Raw genomic sequence first — 23,415 nt, forward strand, 5'->3', positions numbered from 1 at the left:
CGGGTCGATCTGGTACTTGGCGACGAGCGGGCCCGCGATGACCGGTGCGACCAGCAGCACGGCGTTCACGATGGCCGACACGACGCCGACGAACACGTAGATCTGTCTGCTGCGGTCGTGCGTCTCGTCCTGGGTGGGGCTTCCCGTGGTCAGGGAGCCGGTCGGTGCCGTCATGGTCGCCTCCTCGCGTGGTACGGCTGGGTCTCAGGGCACGGGTCGTCGCACCGGGACGGCACGGTCACGTCTCCGCCCCGGTGACCGCGTGGACGAGCTCGCCGGCGACGTACGTCTCGGTGACGACGGCCTCCCCGATCCGGTCCTCCGGGACGGTGAACAGGTCGCGGTCGAGGACGATGTAGTCGGCGGCCTTGCCCGCCTCGAGCGTCCCCCGCTCGGAGCCCCTGCCGACCGCCTGCGCGCCGACGCGGGTCACCGCGGCGAGCGCCGTCTCGAGCGGCACCGGGTGCGTCGCGTGCTGCACCGCGCCCTGGACGCCGGGGAAGAGGTTGGGGTCCGGGGTGATGATCCAGTCCGAGCCGATGGTCATGCGGACGCCCTCGTCGATCATCCGGGAGAACCAGAAGCCCTCGCTCAGCCCGTACTCGGGGACGTGCCACAGCGCTGGGGACATCTCCGCGGTCATGTCGAGCTCGGCGATGCGCCGGTAGTCCGGCTCGGAGACGAATCCCGCATGGGCGATCTCGTGCGGGCGTCCCGGGCCGTTGACCGCCCGGACCCGCTCCACCGCGTCGAGCGCGACCCGCACCGCTCCGGCCCCGGCGCAGTGCACCTTGACCGTCCGGCCGTCAGCGTCGAACCTCCGCACGACGTCGAACAGCTCCTGCTCCTGGACGAGGAGCCACTCGTCCTCGACCTCACCGTCCGCGGAGATCGGGGCGTGCGTCGGGACGGGAGGCAGGGGCGCGCCGTCCATCCACACCTTGACGAAGCGGGTGTCGACGAGGTCCGTGGACCAGCGTCCGGGGTCGTCGAGCAGGCGGTCGAGTGCCTCCGCGCTCGCCATCCCGAAGCCCTCGTTGCGCCAGACGAGGTGGGCGGCGACCCGCAGCCGCAGGCGGCCCTGCCGGTCGAGCTCCTGGTACGCCTCCAGCGCCTGGCGGGAGGCCGAGGCCTCCTGCACCGACGTGATGCCGTAGCGGTGGCACATCCCGACGGCCCACTCGACGGCGTCGCGGTAGACGTCGGCCCCGGGCTCGGGCACGGCGCGGAGCACCTTCCATGTCGCCTCCTCGATCAGCTCACCCGTCATCACGCCATCGGCGTCACGCCGGTAGCGACCGCCGTGCCCGTACTCGTCGCCCTCGTCGACGCCGGCACGGCGCAGCGCCTCCGAGTTCGCGACGCCGTGGTGGATCGAGTAGTCGTACAGGAAGAGCGGCGTGTCCGGGTACTGCTCGTCGAGCTGCCTGCGCGTCAACCGCCCCGGGTCGTCGTCGGCTGAGAACACCTCGCCCCCGACCACCCACGCGTCGTGGCCGCCACACACGTGGCCCGGCGGCCGTGCGGCGACCAGCTCGTCGACGACCTGCCCCGGCGGTGCGAAGGCGGGGAGCCGGACCTCGTGGCGGTACTTCATCCCGGCCGCGAGGAGGTGGGTGTGCGCGTCGTGCAGGCCGGGCATGAGCATCCTGCCGGCGAGGTCGACCTCTCGGGCCCCGCGGCCCGCAGTGGCCCGCGCCTCCTCCAGCGGCCCGGCGAACACGATCCGAGCACCGTCGACGACGAGCGCCTCGGCGAACGGTGCCCCGGGTACAGCGGTGAAGATGCGCCCGTCGCGGTAGATCGTCGTCATCGGACCATTCCTGTCGTGCGAGTCATCGTCGTCTCCTTCGCAGGTTCGGGGTGCGGGTGTGCCGGGCGGCGGACGCCGCCCGGCACACCCGGTCATCCCTCGGGGTAGGGCGTGTCGCTCAGAATCGTGAACCGGCTGTCGAACGGGATGTGGACCGGCGCGAGCGTCGGCCCGTCCCAGCAGTACATGCGCCCGACCGAGCGCTTGTTGGCGAGGTCGATGGTCACGATCGACTCGACCGGCATCACCGTCTCGCTCCAGTGCAGGATGACGATGTCGTCCGCGAGCTCGAAGACCTGGATCGGGTCCACGTCCGCCAGACCGGCCTCGCCGCCTCGCACGCAGTGCCAGACGAAGGTGCCGGAGTTGAGGTACACGTGCTCGTAGTGCTCGGTCGGGCTGTAGCGGTAGTAGATTCGCTTGCCGACCAGTGCGCTCGTCCGGTCGCGGCCGTCGATCTCCCCCGTGCCGACGACCCGGCCCGCGAGGATGTCGGTGCGCATCCGGACGGCGCCGTCGCGGTCGCGGAACGAGGAGTCGGCGACGGTCACCTTCCCGTCGTTGCGGTCGAGGATCATCGAGACGTCGCTCGCCCTGGTGCCCTCACCCTTGACGAAGTCGACGAAGAAGATGCCCGGACGCACCTCTACCGCCCGGTACTCGTGCGTGCCGGTCGCACCGGCACCGTCGCCCTCCGTGATGGTCCACGTCACCTCGCCCTGGTCGAACAGGTGGCTGATCGTCCAACCGTTCTCGAACCGGACGTCGATCGGAGGGCCCTCCAGGGCCTCGCTGGCGGGCAGGCTCGGCTCGCCGAAGCCGTCGACCATGACGGTGACGTCGGGCCACTCGTCGGTGGGCACGAAGCCCTGGTCCTCGGGGGCGCGGGGGCTCCGGGCGGACGTGGTCATGGTGGTTCCTCTCTGCGGGGACGGTGGTGCGGGGTCGTGCCGGCCGGTCACCCGGCGGCCGCCACGACGGTCTGGTAGTCGATGCCCTTGCGGAACCGCGGCAGGAGGGCCCCGCCCGCGAAGGCGAGCGGGATCAGCCAGAGAAGCTGCTTCGCCGTGGCGCCGTCGCTGAAGAGCAGCGCGTCGTAGTTCGCCAGTGCGATGCCGAGCATCGTGGCCATGAGGGCGAGGGCGACGACGGGGGCGACGCGAGTCGCCCAGAACCCGCGCTCGACGTCCTCGCGGAGGAAGAAGGCGAGGATGGCGAGCGAGGCGAGCGCCATCATGACGATGAAGCCGGTGGTGCCGAGGGCGACGAACCACGCGTACACGACCTCGATCGGGGCCGCCCCCGCCCACAGGAACGCGGTCACGACGGCCGCGACGAGGAGGCCGCCGGCCAGAGCCGCCCTGGCCGGGGTTCGGGACCGCGAGGACACGACGGCCAGGCCCCGCGGCAGCACCCGCGCCCGGGCGAGCGCGAAGCAGTAGCGCGCGAACATGTTCTGCATCCCGATGAGCATCGCGACGAAGCTCGAGACGACGAGGACCTGCATGGTGACGTCGAGCCACGGGCCGACGTACTGAGCGGCGAGGGTGAAGACGATGCCGGCGAGGTCGTCCGTCGCGGCCTCCTGGACCGCTCCCGGCCCGACGGCGTAGCTCACGGCCCACGTCGCGGACGTGTAGAAGACGCCGACGAAGAGGATCACGGCGTACAGGGCCCGCGGGATCGTGCGGCGCGGTGCGCGGGCCTCCTCGCTGAAGACGGTCGTCGCCTCGAACGTCGTGAAGCAGGCGAAGACGAACAGCACCGCGACCCCGAACCCCGGGCTGGCGAGCTGTGCGGGCTGGAAGCTCACGAGGGACGGGTCGTCGCCGGGCGCGCCCGCGAGGATGCCGACGACGAGCGTCGCGACTGCGGCGATCTCGAGCACCAGGAGGACGCCGAGGACGCGGAGGTTCAGGGTGACGCCCCGCATGGTCAGCACGGTGGTCACGCCGAGCGCGCCGAGGACCCAGGCCCAGACCGGCAGCTCGAGACCGAGCCACTGGGTGGCGAGCTGCTGCGCGAACACGCCGAACTGCGCCCAGAGACCCACCTGGAGCGCGACGTAGGTGACGATCACGATGCCGGCTGCCCCGGTCGCGGCGTGGGGGCCGAGCCCCCGGGCGATGTACGCGACGAATCCTCCGGCGCTCACCACGTGCCGGCTCATCCGCAGGTAGCCGACCGAGAAGACCCCGATGACGAGGGCGACCAGCACGTAGACGAGCGGGACGCCGGGGCCCAGGATCGAGAAGAGCACGGGGCCGGCTCCGACGAACGCCGCCATCGGCGCCGCAGCCGCGATCACGAAGAACGCGATCCCGACGAAGCCGAGGCTGTTCGGCGCCAGCCCCGTCCCGGTCCTCGCGCTGTCGGTTCTCGGCTGCTCTGTCGTCTTGCTCACGGGGCCCTCCTTCGGACCGACGGACGATGCTGCGGGTCGATGCCCGGGACGGCGCATGGACGCCGTCGTCCCTCCCACCGGCGTCGTGCCGGGGCGCCACGAGAATGTGCTGCGACCCACACCTAAGCACTTGCTCAGTTCTGGTGTCAACACCTCCGCAGCGACCGCCGCGCGGCGACTATGCTGCGGACGTGGCAGGAGCAGGGAGAACCCTCGGATACGGCGAGGGCAAGGAGGCACTCCTGAGGGCGACGGTCCGGGTCGTCGCGACGAAAGGGCTGCGAGGCCTCACGTTCCGGGCCGTGGCGGAGGAGGCCGGGGTCACGAACACGCTGATCGCCCACCACTTCGGCTCGCGCGACAACCTCCTGGCCGCGGCGCTCGACTGGAGCGCAGACCGCTCGATCGCCGCCGCCGACCTGTCGGAGTACGCGACCGACGCCGCGGCGTACCGCGCGGCGCTCGTCGAGAACGTGCTGTCGGACCCGGACGTCGAGATCTTCCAGTTCGAGATGATCCTCGAGTCCAGCCGTCGCCCGGAGCTGCAGCCGGCCATCCGAGGCCTTTATCGTCGCTACGTGGCCGACCTCGCCGCCGGTCGCGCGCTGCTGCGACAGCCGGGGACCGACGCGCTCGACCTCGCCCTCTTCGCCGCGCTCGACGGGCTCATGCTGCAGTTCCTGAGCCGGGCCATCACCGCCGACCAGCTGGCGGACGCCGTCGACGCGCTCGCCGACGCCGTCAACATGGGACACGAGCGGGTCGTCGCGGACTGACCCGGCCACCCCTCGGCGCCACGCCCTTGACGAAAAACTAAGCAGTTGCTTAGTTAGGGCGACGAGGCACCGTCGCCGCACCGTCGAGGAGGACGCATCATGAACAACACGCCCGACCGCAGCGCCGGTCCACGACCTGACACCGACGTCGTCGTGGTCGGCGCGGGCTTCGCGGGGCTCACCGCCGCCCGCGAGCTTTCCCGTGCCGGCCGCCGCGTCGTCGTGCTCGAGGCACGGGACCGCCACGGCGGCCGCACGTGGCTGGACGAACGACTGGGGCTCGACCTGGAGCTCGGCGGCACCTGGGTGCACTGGACCCAGCCCCACGTCTGGGCGGAGCTGCGCCGGTACGGCATCGGCGTCGTCCCGAGCCCCCGACCCCGGCGCGCGCACTGGTGGGACGGCACGCGCGTCGTCACCGGTTCCCCCGACGACCTGATCGCCCTGCTCGACCGGCCCAACTCCCTGCTCACCGCCCGCAGCAGGGAGGTCTTCCCCCTGCCGTTCGCACCGCTGGACCTCCCCCTGCCCGACGGGTTGGACCACGTCACGCTGCGGGACGCCATCGACGCCCTACCGGTCACGGCTGAGGAGCGATCGCTCCTGGCCGCCTTCTGGACGCTGAACTTCAACGGGCACCTTGACGACGCCGCCCTGACCCAGGCCCTGCGATGGGTGGCGCTCACCAACGGGGACTGGAAGGTCGCGTTCGAGGCCTGCGCCAGCTACAGGATCGCCGGCGGGACCCGGACCCTCGCCTCGGCGATGCGCGCCGACACGGACGCGGAGCTCCGGTTCGGCGCCGACGTGCGAGCCGTGGACACCCGTGGCGACGTCGCCCGCGTCGTCATGGCGGACGGGACGATGCTGACGGCTCACGACGTCGTCATCACGGCGCCCCTGCACGCGCTCGCCCGCATCGAACTCCCCCGGCCGGTACCCGCACCCGTGGACGCGGCCGTGACCCGCGGGCAGGTCGGGCTCGGCACCAAGGTGTGGTTCACCGTCGACGGCGAGCTCGACCCGTTCGTCGCCCTGGGAGCCGCCGACTGGCCGCTCACCTTCCTCCAGTCCGAGTACGTCCACGACGGCAGGACCTTCGTCATCGGCTTCGGCCCGGACGCGGGCCGACTCGACCCGACCGACCGGCGCACCGTCCAGGCCGCGGCCGACCGGCTCGTCCCCGGATTGGCCGTCAGCGAGAGCACGGGCCACGACTGGGTCGCGGACGAGTACGCCGGCGAGACCTGGCCGATGCACCGCGCCGGCTTCCTGACCACTTCGCTGGAAGCGCTCCGGTCCCCGCTGCACGGCCGCGTCCACCTCGCGGGATCCGACGTGGCCGACGGCTGGGGCGGCTTCATCGACGGGGCGATCGAGAGCGGCATGACCGTCGCGCGTCGCCTCGTCGGCTGAGCACCGAGCCGCCTCCTGATCGAGGGCTCAGCCCCCGAACACCCCCGCGAGGAACTCCCCCAGCTCGTCGGTCGCGGTGAGCGGCAGCACGTGGGCCACGTACTGGTCGGGGCGGACGACGACGACCACGCCGTCGCGCGACAGCTCGCGCTCCGCGAAGATGTCGGTGGCGGTCCACACGGTGGGCCCGGCGGCGTAGACCTTCTCCCAGTCGGTGAGCCCGAGCGGGCCGGTCCTCGGCCGGAACACCTCGGGCACCTCGGCGAGGTCCACGTCCTCGAAGCCCTGCTGGTAGACCACCTTGACGTCGAACACGGCGTCGACGTCGGCCCCGGCCGGGGTGAACCGGGCCACGGGGGACTCCGGCGAGGCGAGCCACGCCGCCCACGCGGCGAGCGCCGACTCCTCGCCCGCCCGGGGCGCGTCCGCGAACGCGTAGACGCGCCACCGCCCGTCGGCCTTGGCGTGGTGCCCCAGGTGGACGGCGTTGCCGTCGCACACGCGCGTCACCTCGGCGGACTTGAACCGCTTGCCGACGGGGAAGCCGCCGGCGAGCCCCTGGTGGGCGTCGCCCGCCACGATCGACGACGGCCCGTACTGCGTCATGAACCCCGACGGGAACTCGGACGTGGCCAGGTAGTGGTCGGCGAGCTCCTGCGGGTCGGAGATCTCCTCGGGCTTGCGGGCCATGAGGCTCGACCACTCCCGGTCGAAGTCGATGAGCTGCTGCGCGACGGGCTGGCGCTCGGCCGAGTACGTGGCCAGCAGCGGCTCGGGCGCGAGACCGGAGAGCACGGACCCGAGCTTCCAGCCCAGGTTGAAGCCGTCCTGCATCGAGACGTTCATCCCCTGGCCGGCCTTGGCGCTGTGGGTGTGGCAGGCGTCGCCGGTGAGGAAGACGCGCGGGGTGCGGTGCTCGGAGCCCTCGGGGACGTCGTCGAACTTGTCGGTGACGCGGTGGCCGACCTCGTACACGCTGTGCCAGGCGACCTCCTTCACGTCGAGCGTGTAGGGCGCGAGGATCTCGTTGGCCCGGCGGACGATCTCCTCGATCGGCGTGCTGCGCACACGGTGGTGGTCGTCCGGGGGGACCTCGCCCAGGTCGATGTACATGCGGCTGAGGTACCCGCCCTCGCGGGGGATGTGCAGGATGTTTCCCGCCTCGGCGTTGATCGCGCACTTGATGCGCCAGTCCGGGAAGTCCGTGTTGACGAGCACGTCCATGACGCCCCAGGCGTGCGCCGCGAACTCGCCGACGTGCTTGCGCCCGATCGCCTCGCGCACCGCGCTGCGGGCGCCGTCGCACCCGGCGACGTACTTGGCCCGCACGGAGCGTTCCTCGCCGGCGCGGTCGCCCGCGACGTGCCGCAGGCGCACCTCGACGGGGTGCTCGCCCGCGTCGTCGCCGTCGTGCACGGTGAGCCCGAGGAACTCGATCCCGTAGTCGGGCACGATCCGGCCCGGCCCGAGCGCGGCGGCCTCGGCGAAGTAGTCGAGCACGCGCGCCTGGTTGACGATGAGGTGCGGGAACTCGCTGATCTTGAGGCCGTAGTCCTCGGTGCGCGAGGTGCGGACGATGTGCTTCGGGTCCTGGGGGTCAGGGCCCCAGAAGTTCATCCAGCCGATGTTGTACGCCTCGGCGGTGATCCGCTCCGCGAACCCGAACGCCTGGAACGTCTCGACGCTGCGGGGCTGGATGCCGTCGGCCTGGCCGAGCTCGAGCCGCCCCTCGCGCCGCTCGACGATCCGCGTGGTGACGTCGGGGTACTGGGACATCTGGGCCGCCAGCAGCATCCCCGCGGGGCCGGAGCCCACGATCAGGACGTCGACGACGTCGGGCAGCTCGTCGGGCCGGTCGATCCCGGTGCCGGCAGCCGGGGCGACCCGCGGGTCTCCCGACACGTAACCGTGGTGGTGGAACTGCACGGGTACTCCTCATCGTCGTCGATGCGCTCCCCGACTCCGCCGTCGAGGCCTTGCACGTCACGGTGCGTCGTTCTATATTCGAACGAGGCGTTCTACTATTGTTCAATGTAGCCCATGTCCGGGGAATCCCTCAACGGTGCCTCCGGGATGGATGCCCCCACCGGAGGACGACGATGACCGAGCAGGCCCGTGGAGGCGCCGTGTCCCAGACGCTCAGCCGCGGCATCCGCGTGCTCGAGATCCTGGCCGACGCAGGCGAGCCGCTGACCATCGACGGCGTGGCGCAGGCCCTGGGCGTCCACCGGTCGATCGCGTACCGGCTCCTGCGGACCCTCGAGCACCACGGGCTCGTCGTGCGCGACGCGAACGGGCGCGTGACGCTCGGCCCGCGCATGGCCGCGCTCGCCGCCGGCGTCGCGCACGACCTGCAGGCCGAGGCGCTGCCGGAGCTGACCGCCGTCGCCAACGAGCTGGGGATGACGTGCTTCCTGGCGGTGCTCGACCACGACGAGTGCGTGACCCTGGTGAGCGTCGAGCCGCGGCACGCCGTCGCGCCCGTGGCGCAGCGGCCGGGCACCCGCCACCCGGTCACGGCCGGCGCACCGGGCAAGGCGATCCTGTCCCTGCTGCCCCCGGCGCAGTGGCCGGCGGCGTCGCCGGACGCCGCCCGCGCCGTGGCCGAGGCGGCGGCACGCGGCTACGCAACCAGCCACGACGAGGTGATCCCGAGCCTGCGGTCCGTCGCCGTGCCGCTGGCGGTGCGCGGACGGGGCCCCGCGGCGCTCGCCGTCGTGCACGTGTCGGGGGACGCCGACGACGCCCGGATCGCGGAGCGCCTCACCCGGTCGGCCCGCGCCGTGCGGGACGCGCTCGGCGGCTGAACGCCCTCCCGGAGCGCCGGACACCCCTCCCCGGCGCGGCGACGGCGTAGTACGCTGAGGCGGATCGTATACGAAGACGTCGACGAATCCGAGAAGTGGGGTGAAGCCATGCCGGCCCTCCTCCGACCCGACGGCGCCGCCACGGCGCCGGCGCAGCCTGTGCAGACCGCCGCCCACGGCATCAGCGAGTTCCGTGCTGCCGTGGACGCGTCCTTCGTGCCCCTGCACGTCACGAGCCACCGGCCCGACCACTTCCGCGGCGTCCTGCGCGCGACGGTCGTCGACGACGTCCACGTCACCGAGCTGCGCGCCACGCCGCACGCCGTCGAGCGCACCCCCGAGCTCGTGGCCCGCGACGACCGCCCCTTCCTCAAGGTCAGCCTCATGCTGGCCGGCAGCGCCCTCCTCGTCCAGGACGGACGGGAGGCCGTGCTCTCCCCCGGCGACCTCGCCGTGTACGACACGGGCCGGCCCTACTCGCTCGAGTTCGACGAGAACATCCGCACCACCGTCCTGATGTTCCCGCGGCACGCCCTCGGCGTCCCGCCCGGCCTCGTCGACGGCCTCACCGCCGTCCGGGTGCCCGGGTCGCACGGACCCGGCTCGATGGTCTCGCCCTACCTCGCCCACCTGGCGGCAAACCTCGACCAGCTCGGCGGGACCACCGGCGAGCGGCTCGTGCGCTCGGCCGTGGACCTCGTCTCGACCGTCCTCATGGGCGAGCTCGGCCTGGAGGCGGACGCCGAGGACCCGCACCGCGTGCTCGTGCAGCGCATCCACCGGTACATCGACCGGAACCTCGCCTCCCCCGACCTCTCGCCGGGGACGATCGCCGCGGCGCACTTCATCTCGACGCGGCACCTGCACGGGCTGTTCCACGACCGCGGCACGACCGTCTCGACCTGGATCCGCGAGCGCCGGCTGGAGCAGTGCCGCCGCTCCCTCGCCGACCCGTCCCAGCAGGACCGGCCGGTGGCCGCGATCGCCGCCCGCTGGGGGTTCGTCGACGCCGCCCACTTCAGCCGCACGTTCAAGGCCGCGTACGGCGTCTCGCCCAGCCGGTACCGCACCACGCACTGAGCCCCGGGCGGGGCCTACCCGTCCGCGGCGTGGTCGAACGCGAGCGTGGGCAGGTCGACGACGTGCGCCCCGCCGTCGGCGACGAGCACCGCGCCCGTGACGTACGCCGACTCCGCCGAGCCGAGGAACCGCACGATCGACGCGATCTCCGCCGGCTCGGCGGGCCGGCGCAGCGGCACGTCGCGCGTCACGGTGGCGTACCCGTCCTCGCGGGAGGCGAGACCGGCCTGCTCGGCCAGCTCGTCCATCTCGCCGTCGGCCATGGGCGTGCGCACCCACCCCGGGCAGACGGCGTTGACCCGCACGCCGCGCGTGCCGTAGTCGCGGGCGAGAGTGCGGGTGAGGCCGATGAGCGCGTGCTTGCCCACCGTGTACCCGGCCACGGCCGGGCCGGCGGCCAGCCCGGCCAGCGACGACACGACGACGATCTGCCCCCGCGTCTCCATCAGGTCCGGCAGGCACTCGCGCGCCGTGGTGAACGCGGTGGTGAGGTTGGCGCGCAGCGACGCGTCCCACGCGGCGTCGTCCGTGTCCAGCACGGCGGCGAAGCCGTGCCCGCCGGCGTTGGCGACGAGCACGTCGAGGCGCCCGAAGCGCTCGCGGACCTTGCTCACCGCCGCGCGCACCGAGGCCGCGTCCGCCGCGTCGGCGACGACGGGCAGCGCACCCGTGGCCTCCGCGACCCGCTCCAGCGGCTCCGGCCGGCGGCCGAGCACCGCGACGTGCGCGCCCTCCGCGGCGAACCGCTCCGCCACCGCCGCCCCGATGCCGGTGCCGCCGCCGGTGACGACGACGACCCTGCCCTCCACGCTCGCTCCTGCGAATCCCATGCGTCATCCTCTCTCGTCGTGTCAGGCCGGGAACCCGGACCGCGCCCCGTACCCGAAGTCGCTGAGGAGCGCCGTGCCGTTGATGGCGCGGGCCCGCGGCGAGCACAGGAACGCGACGATCGCGGCCGCCTCGTCGGGCGTCTGGACCGGGTAGCCGGCGTCGTCGAACCCGCCGACGCCGAGGTCGCCCCGGCTCATCGGGGTGTCGACGACGGACGGGCACACGGCCGTCACCCGCACGCCGTCCGGCGCGAGGTCGACGGCGGCCGCCCGCGCCAGCTGGAGCACCGCGGCCTTGGACGCGCAGTACGGCGCCATTCCCGGGGCGGCGACCAGCGCCGAGTCGCTGGCGACGAGCACGACGGCCGGGTCCCGGCCGGCGCGCAGCAGCGGCACCGTCGCGCGCAGCAGCAGGAAGCTACCGGTCGCGTTGACGTCGAGCACCTCGCGCCACTGCGCGGGCGTCACCTCGTCGACGAGCGAGCCGACCGGCCCCGACACCCCGGCGCAGCCGACGACGACGTCGAGGCCGCCGAAGCGCCGGGCGCCGGCCGCCACCGCGGCCGCCACGGCGTCCGCGTCGGTGACGTCGGCCTCGACCGCGAGCACGTGGTCGACGGGCAGCCCTTCGACGTCCGGCAGGTGCCGGTCGACGAGGACGACGTCGCAGCCCTCGGCCAGGAGCGTCGCCGCGACGGCGCGCCCGATGCCGCCGGCCGCTCCCGTGACGAGCGCGGTGCGTCCCGCGAGCCCCAGGTCCATGCGTGCGCCTCCCCGTGTCCGCGGGCGGCCTCGGTGCAGCCCTGCCGCCATCGTGCGCCACCGCCCTGCCCGGACGGAGCGGCCCGCCGGCGGGCCTGCGCTCGCGCAACAGGGCCGTGCGCTGTGCAGCAAGCCCGCCCCGGTCGGCCCGGCGAACAATCGACTCGATCGTTGGACCACCGCTGGCGAAGGGGCCACCACTATGAGTACCGCAACAGCCGAGACCACCGGCCTGCGGCGCAACGCGCTCGGCGTCGCCGCCATCGTGTTCCTCGTGCTGGCGGCGGTCGCGCCGCTGACCGGCATCGTCGTGGTCGCCTCGCTCGCGATCGCGCTCGGCAACGGCGGCGGCACGCCGATGTCGTTCTTCTTCGTCGCGCTCATCCTGCTGCTGTTCGCCGTCGGGTACGCGCAGATGTCCAAGCTGCTGGTCAGCGCGGGCGGCTTCTACGCGTTCGTCGTCAAGGGCCTCGGCCGCACCGGCGGGCTCGTCGCCGGCTTCGTCGCGACGATCGGCTACAACTTCTTCGTGGCCGGCACCATCGGCACCAGCGGCTTCTTCACGCAGACGATCATGGCCGACCTCACGGGCATCGACCTGCACTGGTACGTGTGGGGGCTCGTCTCCATCGTGGCCTGCTTCGTCATGGCGCGGACCGGCGTCGACTTCAGCTCCAAGATCCTCGGGGTCGCCCTGGTGCTCGAGGTGCTCATGCTCGTGGTCTTCGACATCTCCGTGCTGGTGCAGACCGGCTACGACACGAGCGCGTTCAGCGCCGAGTCGGTGTTCTCCGGCTCCCTGCCGATCGGCCTGCTGCTGGCCGCCACCGGGTTCCTCGGGTTCGAGGCGACGGCGCTGTTCAGCGAGGAGGCGCGCGACCCGAAGCGCACCATCCCCCGCGCCACCTACACCGCGATCACCGCGATCGGCGTCATCCTGGGCGTCACCACCTGGGCCGTGGTGAGCGCCACCGGCGTCGAGCAGGCGCAGCAGTCCGCCCTCGACCACCTCGCGGCCGGCGACCTCGTGTTCTCCCTGTCGCAGACCTACCTGGGCGGCCCGCTCACCACGCTGATGGAGGTGCTGCTGCTGGTCAGCCTCTTCGCGGCCATGCTCGCGTTCCACAACTCCGCCACCCGCTACCTCTACTCCCTCGGCCGCGCCCGGGTGCTGCCCCGCGTGCTCGCGCGCACCCGCGACAACGGTTCACCGCAGCTCGCGGGTGCGGTGCAGGCGGTCTTCGCCGCGGCGGTGGCCGGGCTGTTCGCCGTCTCCGGCGCCGACCCGATCGGGTCCCTCGTGCCCTCCATGATCGGGTTCGGCACCCTCAGCGTGCTCGTGCTCCAGGGACTCGCGGCGCTGTCGATCGTGGTGCACTTCCGCCGGGCCCGCGACCCGCGCGTCTGGAGCACGCTGGTGGCGCCGGGCATCGGCTTCCTCGGGCTGCTGTGGATCGTCGTGATGGCGATCGCGAACTTCGACATCGTGGCGGGCTCCGACGCCCTCGCCGTCCGGATGCTGCCGCTGCTGCTGGTCGTCGCGCTCGTGGGTGGCGTCGCCTACGCCGCCTACCTGCGGCGCCGGCGCCCGGAGGTCTACCAGGGGCTGTCCGACGACCTCGAGCGGTTCAACGTGCACGCGCACTGACCGGGGCGACGACGAGGCCCGGGCCGGGCGACGTGCATCGACCAGACGGGATGCAGTGTTCGACGAGGATCGGTGAGCTGTTCACCGGGGTCGCTCGTATCGAGCCCCTCGTCTCTGGCCGACGAGCGTCAGGTCGCCGGCCTCGACAAGCCGCTTCAGCGTCGCTCGCGCCTGCTCCGGACTCGTCTGGCACAGCTCAGCCGCCTGCCCTCGGCGGATCGATCCATAGGCGTCCACGTAGTCGAGGATCATGCGCTGCTGTTGGAGTGCATCGGCGCCCTTCACACGGACGTAGGCGTTCCGGTCCTGCGCCAGGTCGTAGAACCGTGCGGTGAGGTGCACCCGACGACTCCGGCCTGTTCCGCGAGCCTCCAAGATGCCGAGCTCGATGAGCCGGGTCGTGATGGTCCGCACCGTCGGGGGGAGCAGCCCGAGGCTCTCCGCGATCTCGGTACTCGTCGCGGATCCCCAAGCCTTGATCTCGTGCACCACCCGCAGTTCGTCGAGGGTCAGCGGTCGTTGGCGGTCGTTCTCCCAGACCTGCAGGAAGCGCACCAGGTCGAGGTCGGCAGCGCCCAGAGGGACGCTCAGGACGACGGTGTCCGACGTCGTCCGCGAGTAGTCGGGTACCTCACGCCCGGCGCGGAGCTGCTGTTCGAACATCTCGTTCACGCCCTTGCCCTTGCGATCGACAAGGCCCGCCCGCTTGAAGGCGCCCGCGAGGATCGGGCTTCGCGGTCGTGACTGCTCGAGGACGTTCGCTACGGTGACGCCCGGCGGGAAGCCGCCGGGGTTCCCGACGACGAACTCGCTGTCAGAGATCCGCACGCTTGTCGGGCCGAGCGCCGCGTAGTCACGGTGCACCAGCGCGTTGGCCACCGATTCGCGACGTGTCTTCTCAGGGATGAGATCCACCTCGATCCGGTGCAGCCCCACGACCAGCTCCGTCGTGTCGTTGCGCTGATCGATCAGACTCCAGAGCTCTTCGGCCACCCGCTGCAGAGGTCCGACGATCCGCACGTTCGCGGCCTGCTGCCCGACGCTCATGTCTTGGAAGAGGAACTCCGCGTTCGGGACCCACCGTGCCACGGCGTCGTCATGACCGAAGAGCAGGATCGCACCCAGGCTCACGGGGGCGTCCCGCGGCACGAGTCCCAAGGCCTTGAGGATGTCATCGTCGGACAGCGTGCCGAGGTCGTCACCGTTCGCCCGACACCGCGACCGGAACCGGTCGAACTCGGCCGGGTCGAGGTCGTCCATCGTCGCGCCTCGTGCGGTCGCGGACGCGAAGTCCTGGCCCCGCGTGACCATGCCCAACGAGACGATCTCGTGCGCCGTCATCGGCACGCATCCCGGTTCGCCTGTCGAGTCGAGCGCCCGCCTGGTGAAGGTCCCCTTCTTGGTGCCGACCGGTCCGGGGTCGGCCCTCGGTACGTCGATGCGAACGACCTCGCGCTCATCGATCCACTCGACGGTGACCTGCACGGCGAGAGGCGGCTCGGTGTTGTTCTGAATGAGCGCGGCGACCCTGGCAGGGTCGGTGTGATCGCGGTGCCGATGCCTCGCCCCCACGATGCGGCCGGCGTTGTCCACCCCGAGCAACAGCACGCCGCCGTCACCGTTCGCAAGACATGCCACGGCCTTCGTCAGGTCCGGGTCGCTGTAGTCGGACTTGAACTCGGTCATCAGTGTCTCGCCTGCAGCGACCAGAGCTCGTGTGTCCACGAGCCCATAGTTGCGCATAACTATGGGCCGCACAATCTTGTCGGCGCACGGAACCATAACTTTTGAAACGTATGGCGCGTCAGCCGCGGTCGGGCTTCCCGCTGCGGACGGCTTCTTCGTCCGCCGCCTCACCCCAGAACGAGAACACCCCGGGCGACGCCGTTGCGTCGCCCGGGGCGAGGGGGCCCGGGGGGCTCAGCCGCTGATCACCTGCGGCACGGCGACGGACTTCAGACCCTCGACGCCGAACTCCAGGCCGTAGCCGGAGCCCTTGACGCCGCCGAACGGGACCATGGGGTGCAGGCCGCCGTGCTGGTTGATCCAGACGGTGCCCGCCTCCAGCCGGGCGGCGACGCGGCGCGCCTCGTCCCGGTCGGACGACCACACCGACGCCCCGAGCCCGGCGTCGAGCCGGTTGGCGCTCGCGACGGCGTCGTCCACGTCCGTGTAGCGGATGACGGGCAGCGCGGGGCCGAACTGCTCGGAGTCCACCAGCGGCACGCCGTCAGTGACGTCCGTGACGATGGTGGTCCGGTAGAACAGCTCGCCCAGCTCGGGCGCGGGCTCGCCGCCGGTGACGACCCGGCCGCCGCGCGCCTTCGCGTCGTCCACCAGCCGGCGCACGATGTCGTACTGCTGGGCGTTCTGCAGCGGGCCGAGCACGGAGTCCTCGTCGAGTCCGCGCCCCATGGGCGTGGCCTCCGCGATCTCGGCGAGCGCTGCGACGACGTCGTCGTGGATCGAGTCGTGCACGTAGAGGCGCTTGAGCGCCGCGCACGTCTGCCCGGTGTTGATGAACGCTCCCCAGAACAGGTCCTGCGCGATGGCCTGCGGGTCGGCGTCGGGAAGGACGATGCCCGCGTCGTTGCCGCCCAGCTCGAGGGTGAGGCGGGCGAGGTTGCCGGCGGAGGACTCGATGATCTTGCGGCCCGTGGCCGTGGAGCCGGTGAACATGATCTTGTCGACGTCGGGGTGGGCGGCCAGCCCGGCGCCGACCTCGCGCTCCCCGGAGACGGCGGTGAGCACGCCGTCGGGCAGGACGTCGTTCAGCACGGCGACCATGGCCAGCACGCTCAGCGGCGTGTGCTCGCTGGGCTTCACCACCACGGTGTTGCCCATGCGCAGCGACGGCGCGATCTGCCAGATGCCGATCATCAGCGGCCAGTTCCACGGACCGATGGCGCCGACGACCCCGACCGGCCTGTAGACGAGCTCCGCGTGGCCGGTCTCGTCGTCGACGAGCACCTCGGGCTCCAGCGGGGTGTCGGCCGCGGTGCGCAGCCAGGTGGCGCAGGCGCCGAGCTCGAACCGGGCGTTCGGGCCGTTCAGCGGCTTGCCCTGCTCGCGCGAGAGCAGCCGGGCCAGCGGCTCGGCCTGCGCCTCGACCGCGTCGGCGGCCCGGTGCAGCAGCGCGCTGCGACGCTCGTGCCCGAGGGCCGCCCAGCCGGGCTGCGCGGCGCGGGCGGCCGCGACCGCGGCGTCGAGGTCCGCGACCGTGTGGACGGGCGCCCGGCCGAACACCTCGCGCGTGGCGGCGTCGAGGATCTCGCGCCCCTCGCCGGCGGGCGCCTGGACGCGGTCGAGCAGCGTGCGCTCGTCGAGAGTCTGGGTGGGTGCGGACATCAGCGTCTCCCTCGGCTGTCGTGGCGCGCGGTCTCGCACCGCGCCAGGCCATTCTGGGGACGCACCACCACCGCGGAGTTGTCTCGCAGCGCACCGTTCGTGTCCCGGCGGGAACGGCCGTCAGGCCCGCGAGACCAGGTGGAGCGGGCTCGCGGTCTGCTCGTCCTCGTGCTCCGGGCCGAGGGGGATGCCGGTGCGGTCGCGCAGCATGAGGGTCCCAGCCAGCCCCAGGAGCGTCATGACCGCCAGGTACACGGTGACCGCCGACGTCGACCCCGTGGTCTGCACGAGCCACGTGGCGATCGTCGGTGCGAAGGCGCCACCGATGATGGCACCGATCGCGTACGAGATCGACACGCCCGAGAACCGGACGGACGCGGGGAACAGCTCCGAGTAGAGCGCGGGCTGCGGACCGTAGGTGAAGCCGAGGCCGACCGTGAGGATCGCCAGACCGGCGAAGAGTGTCCCGATGCTGCCGGCGTTCACGAGCGGGAAGAGCGTGAGGACGCCGACGAGCTGCAGCATCCAGCCCACGACGTAGGTGGTGCGGCGCCCGAGGCGGTCCGAGACGCCGCCGGCCACCCAGGTCGAGACCAGCCAGGTCACGGCCGACCCCGCGACCGCCCACAGGACCGGGCCGCGATCGAGCGCGAGCGGGCCGTCGGGGTCCGTCGCGTAGTTCTGGATGTACCCGCCGGTGGTCATGTAGCCGACGGCGCTGTTCCCCGCGAAGACGAACGCGGCGACGACCACCAGAAGGGCGTGCTTGCGGAACAGCTGGACGACCGGCAGGCGGGTCTGCTCCTTGCGCTGCGCGATCTCGGCGAACACCGGGCTCTCCTCGACCTTCCGGCGCACGTAGTACCCCACGAGGATCAGGACGACCGAGAGCAGGAACGGCACCCGCCAGCCCCAGTCGAGGAACGCGTCCCCGGGCGCGATCGCTGCCATGAGCGCCATGACGCCCGAGGCGAGCAGGAGGCCGATCGGTACGCCGATCTGCGGCGAGGCGCCGAAGAGACCGCGCCGCCGCGCGGGGGCGTGCTCGACGGCCATGAGGACCGCGCCGCCCCACTCGCCGCCGGCCGAGACGCCCTGCAGCACGCGCAGCAGGATGAGCAGGACCGGCGCGGCGACGCCGATGCTGTCGTACGTCGGGAGGACGCCGACGAGGGCTGTCGCGGCGCCCATGAGGACGAGCGTGACCACGAGCACGACGCGGCGGCCGTGCTTGTCGCCGAAGTGGCCGGCGAGGAACGCCCCGAGCGGACGGAACAGGAAGCTGATGCCGACCGTGGCGAAGGACAGGAGCGTCGCCAGCGCGGGGCCCGCGGGAGCGAAGAACAGCTCACCGAAGACGAGGCCGGCGGCGAAGGCGTAGATGAAGAAGTCGTACCACTCGACGGTGGTCCCGACGACGGTCGCGAACACGACGCGTCGTCGATCGGTCAGAGGGGCGGGCGTCCCTGCCGGTGCTGCGGGCTCTGGGCTGTGCATGGAGTCTCCGGATGACGTCGTTGTCGGTGGGGCAGGCTCGTACGGTCTGCACGTGTCCCGATGATGATATACGATTTGAGATATTCCATGAACGACCCCCGGGAGCCTCAGGGACGAGGCCCCGTCCGACTCCACGCGAGGGAGCACATGGCCACCGACGACCAGCGGAGACCCGGCAAGATCATCGCCGTCCACCTCAACTACCCCTCGCGCGCCGCGCAGCGGGGCCGGACGCCGGGCCAGCCGTCCTACTTCCTCAAGCCCGCGTCGTCGCTCGCGCCGACGGGGAGCACGATCGAGCGTCCGCTCGGCACCGAGCTGCTCGCGTTCGAGGGCGAGGTCGCCATCCGCATCGGCACGCCCGCCCGGTGGGTCTCCCCCGCGGACGGCTGGTCGCACGTCGACGCCGTCACCGCGGCCAACGACTTCGGCCTCTACGACCTGCGCGCCGCCGACAAGGGCTCCAACCTGCGCAACAAGGGCGGCGACGGCTACACGCCGCTCGGCCCCCGCTGGATCCCGGCGGCCGACGTCGACCCTGCGGGCCTGCGGGTGCGCACCTGGGTGGACGGCGCGCTGGTGCAGGACGACACCACCGGCACGCTGCTGTTCGACTTCGGCCGCCTCGTCGCCGACCTCTCCCAGCACCTCACCCTGGAGCCCGGCGACGTCGTCCTCACCGGCACGCCCGCCGGGTCGAGCATCGTGGAGCCCGGGCAGGTCGTCGAGGTCGAGGTGGACGCCCCGGACGCCCCCGGCGCCCCCTCGAGCGGCCGGCTGGTCACGACCGTCACCGCCGGCACCCGCGAGTTCGGCGACTTCGGCTCGAAGCCGTCGGTGGACGACCGGCAGCGGGCCGAGGCGTACGGCACCGAACCGCCCGCGACGGAACCGGCGTTCGTCCTCACCGACGAGCACCGCGAGCGCTTCGCCGAGGTCGCCGTCGCGACCGTCTCGGCCGCCCTGCGCAAGCGCGGGTACACCGACGTCTTCGTCGAGGGCGTGCACGGCAACCACCCCGGAGACCGGTTCGTCGGCACCGCCCGCACGCTGCGGCTGATCCCGTTCCGGCCCGACCTGTTCGCCTCCCACGGCGGCGGCTTCAACGCGCAGAAGCGCGCGTTCGACGCCGTCGAGCCCGGCGAGGTGATCGTCGTCGAGGCGCGCGGCGAGCGCGGCACCGGCACCGTCGGCGACGTGCTCGCCCTGCGCGCGAAGGTCCGCGGCGCGGCGGCGGTCGTCACCGACGGCGGCGTCCGCGACGCCGACGCCGTCGCGGAGATCGGCATCCCCGTCTTCTCCGCCGGCCCGCACCCGTCCGTCCTCGGTCGCCGGCACGTGCCGTGGGAGACGGACGTGACGGTCGCGTGCGGCGGCGCCGCCGTCCAGCCCGGCGACGTGGTCGTGGGCGACGGCGACGGCGTGCTGGTCATCCCGCCCGCCCTCGTCGAGGAGGTCCTCGCCGAGGCCGAGGCCCAGGAGGCCGCCGACGCGTGGGTGGCCGACCGGGTCGCCGAGGGCCACCCGGTGGACGGGCTGTTCCCGATGGACGCGCGATGGCGGGCTCGCTACGAGGCCGAGACCGGGGGAGCCCGATGACCACCGCGACCTCCGCCGGGGCGCCCCGCACCGAGAGCAAGTCCCAGCAGGCGTACCGCTTCGTGCGCGAGCGCATCGAGGACGGCCGCTACGTGCCCGGGTACCGACTGGTGCTCGCGCAGATCGCGGGCGAGCTCGGCGTGTCCGTCGTGCCGGTGCGCGAGGCGATCCGCCGGCTGGAGGCCGAGGGCCTGGTCACCTACGAGCGCAACGTCGGCGCCCAGGTCGCCCTGATCCAGGAGACCGAGTACCAGCACACGATGGAGACGCTGGCGCTGGTCGAGGGCTTCGCCACCAGCCTGTCCGCGCCGCTGCTCACCGCCGACCGGCTCGACGCCGCACGCGCCGTCAACGCCCGGATGCGCCGCTGCCTGGAGGACTTCGACCCGCACCGGTTCACCGAGCTCAACCTCGAGTTCCACAGCGTCCTGTTCGAGCCGTGCCCCAACCCGCACGTGCTCGACCTGGTGCACCGGGGCTGGCACCGCATGCGCGTGCTGCGCGACTCGTCGTTCGGGTTCGTCCCGGGCCGCGCGCACGAGTCCGTCGCCGAGCACGACCAGCTGCTCGACCTCATCGGCGACCTGCAGGCCGGCCGCATCCCCGCCCTCGACCTGGAGCTGGCGGCCCGCCGCCACCGCACCGCCACCCTGGACGCCGTCCTCGCCTACCAGGCGGACCACCGACCCCACGCTCACGAGCGCTGAGCGACAGAAGTCCCGAGGAGTACCGACATGACGAGCACCCCCACCACCCGGCGCCCCGACGACCTGCCGGAGCGCATCGATCACTACATCGACGGCGAGCGCGTCGGCTCCGTCGGCGGCGAGACGTTCGACGTTCTCGACCCGGTGACGAACGAGACCTACGTGCAGGCCGCCGCCGGCCAGCAGGCCGACATCGACGCCGCCGTCGCGTCCGCCCGCCGCGCGTTCACCGAGGGCCCGTGGCCGCGGATGCTGCCGCGCGAGCGCTCCCGCGTGCTGCACCGCATCGCCGACATCGTCGAGTCCCGCGACCAGCGCCTGGCGGAGCTGGAGTCGTTCGACTCCGGGCTGCCGATCACCCAGGCCCTCGGCCAGGCCCGCCGCGCCGCCGAGAACTTCCGCTTCTTCGCGGACCTGATCGTGGCGCAGGCCGACGACACCTACAAGGTGCCCGGCCGCCAGATCAACTACGTCAACCGCAAGCCGATCGGCGTCGCCGGCCTCATCACGCCGTGGAACACGCCGTTCATGCTGGAGTCGTGGAAGCTCGCGCCCGCGATCGCCACCGGCAACACCGTGGTGCTCAAGCCGGCCGAGTTCACGCCGCTGTCGGCGTCCCTGTGGGCGGGAATCTTCTCCGAGGCCGGGCTCCCGCAGGGCGTGTTCAACCTCGTCAACGGCCTGGGCGAGGAGGCCGGCGACGCGCTGGTCAAGCACCCCGACGTCCCGCTCATCTCGTTCACCGGCGAGAGCCGCACCGGGCAGATCATCTTCGGCAACGCGGCCCCGCACCTCAAGGGCCTGTCGATGGAGCTGGGCGGCAAGTCCCCCGCCGTCGTCTTCGCCGACGCCGACCTGGACGCCGCGATCGACGCGACGATCTTCGGCGTCTTCTCCCTCAACGGGGAGCGCTGCACCGCGGGCTCGCGGATCCTCGTCGAGCGGTCCGTGTACGACGAGTTCGTCGAGCGCTACGCGGCCCAGGCGAAGCGCGTGCGCGTCGGGATGCCGCACGACCCGGCCACCGAGGTCGGCGCGCTCGTGCACCCGGAGCACTTCGAGAAGGTCATGAGCTACGTCGAGCTCGGCAGGTCCGAGGGCCGCCTGGTCGCCGGCGGCGGCCGCCCCGAGGGCTTCGAGACGGGCAACTTCGTCGCCCCCACGGTCTTCGCCGACGTGAAGCCGGACGCCCGGATCTTCCAGGAGGAGATCTTCGGCCCGGTCGTGGCGATCACGCCGTTCGACACGGAGGAGGAGGCCCTCGAGCTCGCCAACGGCGTCAAGTACGGCCTGGCCGCGTACGTCTGGACCAACGACCTCAAGCGGGCCCACAACTTCTCCCAGGCCGTCGAGGCCGGGATGGTGTGGCTCAACTCGAACAACGTGCGCGACCTGCGCACCCCGTTCGGCGGCGTGAAGGCCTCCGGCCTCGGCCACGAGGGCGGCTACCGCTCGATCGACTTCTACACCGACCAGCAGGCCGTGCACATCACGCTCGGCAAGGTCCACAACCCCACGTTCGGCAAGAACTGACCGGCCGAGACCGAAGCAAGGACGCTGACATGACCCATCTCGACGACCGCACCCTCACCTCCTCGGGCTTCTACGTCTCCGCCGAGGCCCCGATCCACTCCGACAACCCCGTCCCGACGCCGCAGAGCCCGCCGCCGGACATCCTGCGCTGCGCGTACATGGAGCTCGTCGTGGAGGACCTGGCGCGCTCGCGGAACTTCTACGTCGACGTGCTCGGCCTGTACGTCACCTCCGAGGACGCCGAGAGCGTGTACCTGCGCTCGACCGAGGAGTTCATCCACCACAACCTGGTGCTGCGCCGGGGCCCGGTCGCCGCCGTCGCCGCGTTCTCGTACCGGGTGCGCACGCCGGAGGACCTCGACAAGGCCGTCGCCTTCTACACCGAGCTGGGCTGCGAGGTGCGCCGCGAGCCGGGCGGCTTCACCCAGGGCATCGGCGACTCCGTGCGCGTCGTCGACCCGCTCGGCTTCCCCTACGAGTTCTTCCACGCCACGGAGCACGTGGAGCGGCTGTCGTGGCGATACGACCTGCACACGCCCGGCGAGCTCGTGCGCCTGGACCACTTCAACCAGGTGACGCCGGACGTGCCGCGGGCGGTGAAGTTCATGCAGGACCTGGGCTTCCGCGTCACGGAGGACATCCAGGACGACGCCGGCACCGTGTACGCCGCCTGGATGCGCCGCAAGCCCACCGTGCACGACACGGCGATGACCGGCGGCGACGGCCCCCGCATGCACCACATGGCCTGGTCGACCCACGAGAAGCACAACATCCTCGCGATCTGCGACAAGCTCGGCGCCCTGCGGATCTCCGACTGCATCGAGCGCGGCCCGGGCCGCCACGGCGTCTCGAACGCCTTCTACCTGTACCTGCGCGACCCCGACGGGCACCGCGTCGAGATCTACACGCAGGACTACTACACCGGCGACCCGGACAACCCGGTCGTCACCTGGGACGTGCACGACAACCAGCGCCGCGACTGGTGGGGCAACCCCGTCGTGCCGAGCTGGTACACGGAGGCGTCGCTCGTGCTCGACCTCGACGGGAACCCGCAGCCCGTCGTGGCCCGCACGGACGACTCCGAGATGGAGGTGACGGTCGGCGCCGACGGGTTCTCCTACACCCGCAAGGAGGACGCCGAGGACGGCGCCCTGCAGGGCTTCAAGCTCGGGGAGACGCTGTGAGCGGCGCCGGC

The 23,415-nt window shown here is 72.3% G+C and carries 18 protein-coding genes; 9 read left to right on the top strand and 9 right to left on the bottom strand.

Translation table 11 applies throughout. The features are described 5' to 3' along the window. Positions 1-238: 238 nt before the first annotated feature. The 3 genes from EYB28_RS11695 to EYB28_RS11705 form a co-directional block, all read right to left on the bottom strand. A complete protein-coding gene (locus EYB28_RS11695) occupies positions 239-1,813 on the bottom strand; it encodes an amidohydrolase (protein WP_166848003.1) in 1,575 nt (524 codons plus the stop codon). A 92-nt stretch (positions 1,814-1,905) separates the two neighbouring features. Then, positions 1,906-2,724 (bottom strand): MoaF C-terminal domain-containing protein, encoded by an 819-nt coding sequence (locus tag EYB28_RS11700; RefSeq protein WP_166848006.1) that lies wholly within the window; start codon positions 2,722-2,724, stop codon positions 1,906-1,908. A gap of 47 nt (positions 2,725-2,771) precedes the next feature. Next, positions 2,772-4,217 carry an APC family permease gene (locus EYB28_RS11705; protein ID WP_205710902.1) on the bottom strand — a complete coding sequence of 482 codons (1,446 nt, stop codon included), beginning with the start codon at positions 4,215-4,217 and terminating at the stop codon, positions 2,772-2,774. Between the two features lie 191 nt (positions 4,218-4,408). Between EYB28_RS11705 and EYB28_RS11710 the strand changes: the two genes are divergently transcribed. Beyond that, complete coding sequence (locus EYB28_RS11710; protein ID WP_240930520.1) at positions 4,409-4,993, top strand: TetR/AcrR family transcriptional regulator; 585 nt, start codon at positions 4,409-4,411, stop codon at positions 4,991-4,993. Positions 4,994-5,092: 99 nt separating this feature from the next. Next, positions 5,093-6,409: an NAD(P)/FAD-dependent oxidoreductase gene (locus EYB28_RS11715; protein ID WP_166848012.1), complete on the top strand. Its 1,317-nt coding sequence runs from the start codon at positions 5,093-5,095 to the stop codon at positions 6,407-6,409. A gap of 27 nt (positions 6,410-6,436) precedes the next feature. Here the strand turns inward: EYB28_RS11715 and EYB28_RS11720 are convergent, their stop codons facing one another. Then, positions 6,437-8,335 (bottom strand): FAD-dependent monooxygenase, encoded by a 1,899-nt coding sequence (locus EYB28_RS11720; RefSeq protein WP_166848015.1) that lies wholly within the window; start codon positions 8,333-8,335, stop codon positions 6,437-6,439. Positions 8,336-8,508: 173 nt separating this feature from the next. Here EYB28_RS11720 and EYB28_RS11725 point away from each other — a divergent pair, with 173 nt between their 5' ends. After that, positions 8,509-9,216, top strand: coding sequence for an IclR family transcriptional regulator (locus EYB28_RS11725; RefSeq protein ID WP_166848017.1), 708 nt, complete (start codon positions 8,509-8,511; stop codon positions 9,214-9,216). A 108-nt stretch (positions 9,217-9,324) separates the two neighbouring features. After that, positions 9,325-10,296: a helix-turn-helix domain-containing protein gene (locus EYB28_RS11730; protein ID WP_166848020.1), complete on the top strand. Its 972-nt coding sequence runs from the start codon at positions 9,325-9,327 to the stop codon at positions 10,294-10,296. Positions 10,297-10,310: 14 nt separating this feature from the next. On the opposite strand, the gene EYB28_RS11735 is transcribed toward EYB28_RS11730, so the two are convergent. Then, positions 10,311-11,126, bottom strand: a complete 816-nt coding sequence (locus EYB28_RS11735; RefSeq protein WP_166848023.1) for an SDR family NAD(P)-dependent oxidoreductase — start codon at positions 11,124-11,126, stop codon at positions 10,311-10,313. Between the two features lie 21 nt (positions 11,127-11,147). Further along, the gene (locus EYB28_RS11740; protein WP_166848026.1) at positions 11,148-11,888 is read right to left on the bottom strand and encodes an SDR family NAD(P)-dependent oxidoreductase; all 741 of its coding nucleotides are present in this window, start codon (positions 11,886-11,888) and stop codon (positions 11,148-11,150) included. A gap of 202 nt (positions 11,889-12,090) precedes the next feature. Between EYB28_RS11740 and EYB28_RS11745 the strand changes: the two genes are divergently transcribed. Continuing rightward, positions 12,091-13,536: an APC family permease gene (locus tag EYB28_RS11745; protein ID WP_166848029.1), complete on the top strand. Its 1,446-nt coding sequence runs from the start codon at positions 12,091-12,093 to the stop codon at positions 13,534-13,536. A gap of 81 nt (positions 13,537-13,617) precedes the next feature. Here EYB28_RS11745 and EYB28_RS11750 read toward each other — a convergent pair whose 3' ends face one another. The 3 genes from EYB28_RS11750 to EYB28_RS11760 all read right to left on the bottom strand — a co-directional run bounded on the left by EYB28_RS11750 (position 13,618) and on the right by EYB28_RS11760 (position 18,381). Beyond that, the gene (locus tag EYB28_RS11750) at positions 13,618-15,222 is read right to left on the bottom strand and encodes an RNA-binding domain-containing protein (RefSeq protein WP_240930521.1); all 1,605 of its coding nucleotides are present in this window, start codon (positions 15,220-15,222) and stop codon (positions 13,618-13,620) included. A 234-nt stretch (positions 15,223-15,456) separates the two neighbouring features. Continuing rightward, a complete protein-coding gene (locus EYB28_RS11755) occupies positions 15,457-16,884 on the bottom strand; it encodes an aldehyde dehydrogenase family protein (RefSeq protein ID WP_166848035.1) in 1,428 nt (475 codons plus the stop codon). A gap of 120 nt (positions 16,885-17,004) precedes the next feature. Continuing rightward, complete coding sequence (locus EYB28_RS11760) at positions 17,005-18,381, bottom strand: MFS transporter (protein ID WP_166848038.1); 1,377 nt, start codon at positions 18,379-18,381, stop codon at positions 17,005-17,007. A 147-nt stretch (positions 18,382-18,528) separates the two neighbouring features. On the opposite strand from EYB28_RS11760, the gene EYB28_RS11765 reads away from it, so the two are divergent. The 4 genes from EYB28_RS11765 to hpaD are packed head-to-tail and all read left to right on the top strand — an operon-like array spanning position 18,529 to position 23,404. Further along, the gene (locus EYB28_RS11765; RefSeq protein WP_166848041.1) at positions 18,529-19,980 is read left to right on the top strand and encodes a fumarylacetoacetate hydrolase family protein; all 1,452 of its coding nucleotides are present in this window, start codon (positions 18,529-18,531) and stop codon (positions 19,978-19,980) included. After that, positions 19,977-20,687 carry a GntR family transcriptional regulator gene (locus tag EYB28_RS11770; RefSeq protein WP_166848044.1) on the top strand — a complete coding sequence of 237 codons (711 nt, stop codon included), beginning with the start codon at positions 19,977-19,979 and terminating at the stop codon, positions 20,685-20,687. The genes EYB28_RS11765 and EYB28_RS11770 overlap by 4 nt, the downstream gene beginning before the upstream one ends. Before the next feature lie 27 nt (positions 20,688-20,714). Then, a complete protein-coding gene (gene hpaE, locus EYB28_RS11775) occupies positions 20,715-22,220 on the top strand; it encodes a 5-carboxymethyl-2-hydroxymuconate semialdehyde dehydrogenase (RefSeq protein ID WP_166848047.1) in 1,506 nt (501 codons plus the stop codon). A gap of 29 nt (positions 22,221-22,249) precedes the next feature. Next, complete coding sequence (gene hpaD, locus EYB28_RS11780; RefSeq protein WP_166848050.1) at positions 22,250-23,404, top strand: 3,4-dihydroxyphenylacetate 2,3-dioxygenase; 1,155 nt, start codon at positions 22,250-22,252, stop codon at positions 23,402-23,404. Positions 23,405-23,415 lie beyond the last annotated feature (11 nt).

This window comes from Isoptericola sp. BMS4 (assembly GCF_011634835.1).
Lineage (GTDB): Bacteria > Actinomycetota > Actinomycetes > Actinomycetales > Cellulomonadaceae > Isoptericola.

Bases quoted from the DNA above. Each gene is read 5' to 3' on its own strand.
- EYB28_RS11695 (WP_166848003.1), bottom strand. From the start codon at position 1,813: ATGACGACGATCTACCGCGACGGGCGCATCTTCACCGCTGTACCCGGG.
- EYB28_RS11700 (WP_166848006.1), bottom strand. From the start codon at position 2,724: ATGACCACGTCCGCCCGGAGCCCCCGCGCCCCCGAGGACCAGGGCTTC.
- EYB28_RS11715 (WP_166848012.1), top strand. From the start codon at position 5,093: ATGAACAACACGCCCGACCGCAGCGCCGGTCCACGACCTGACACCGAC.
- EYB28_RS11725 (WP_166848017.1), top strand. From the start codon at position 8,509: ATGACCGAGCAGGCCCGTGGAGGCGCCGTGTCCCAGACGCTCAGCCGC.
- EYB28_RS11730 (WP_166848020.1), top strand. From the start codon at position 9,325: ATGCCGGCCCTCCTCCGACCCGACGGCGCCGCCACGGCGCCGGCGCAG.
- EYB28_RS11735 (WP_166848023.1), bottom strand. From the start codon at position 11,126: ATGGGATTCGCAGGAGCGAGCGTGGAGGGCAGGGTCGTCGTCGTCACC.
- EYB28_RS11740 (WP_166848026.1), bottom strand. From the start codon at position 11,888: ATGGACCTGGGGCTCGCGGGACGCACCGCGCTCGTCACGGGAGCGGCC.
- EYB28_RS11745 (WP_166848029.1), top strand. From the start codon at position 12,091: ATGAGTACCGCAACAGCCGAGACCACCGGCCTGCGGCGCAACGCGCTC.
- EYB28_RS11750 (WP_240930521.1), bottom strand. From the start codon at position 15,222: ATGACCGAGTTCAAGTCCGACTACAGCGACCCGGACCTGACGAAGGCC.
- EYB28_RS11755 (WP_166848035.1), bottom strand. From the start codon at position 16,884: ATGTCCGCACCCACCCAGACTCTCGACGAGCGCACGCTGCTCGACCGC.
- EYB28_RS11760 (WP_166848038.1), bottom strand. From the start codon at position 18,381: ATGCACAGCCCAGAGCCCGCAGCACCGGCAGGGACGCCCGCCCCTCTG.
- EYB28_RS11765 (WP_166848041.1), top strand. From the start codon at position 18,529: ATGGCCACCGACGACCAGCGGAGACCCGGCAAGATCATCGCCGTCCAC.
- EYB28_RS11770 (WP_166848044.1), top strand. From the start codon at position 19,977: ATGACCACCGCGACCTCCGCCGGGGCGCCCCGCACCGAGAGCAAGTCC.
- hpaE (WP_166848047.1), top strand. From the start codon at position 20,715: ATGACGAGCACCCCCACCACCCGGCGCCCCGACGACCTGCCGGAGCGC.
- hpaD (WP_166848050.1), top strand. From the start codon at position 22,250: ATGACCCATCTCGACGACCGCACCCTCACCTCCTCGGGCTTCTACGTC.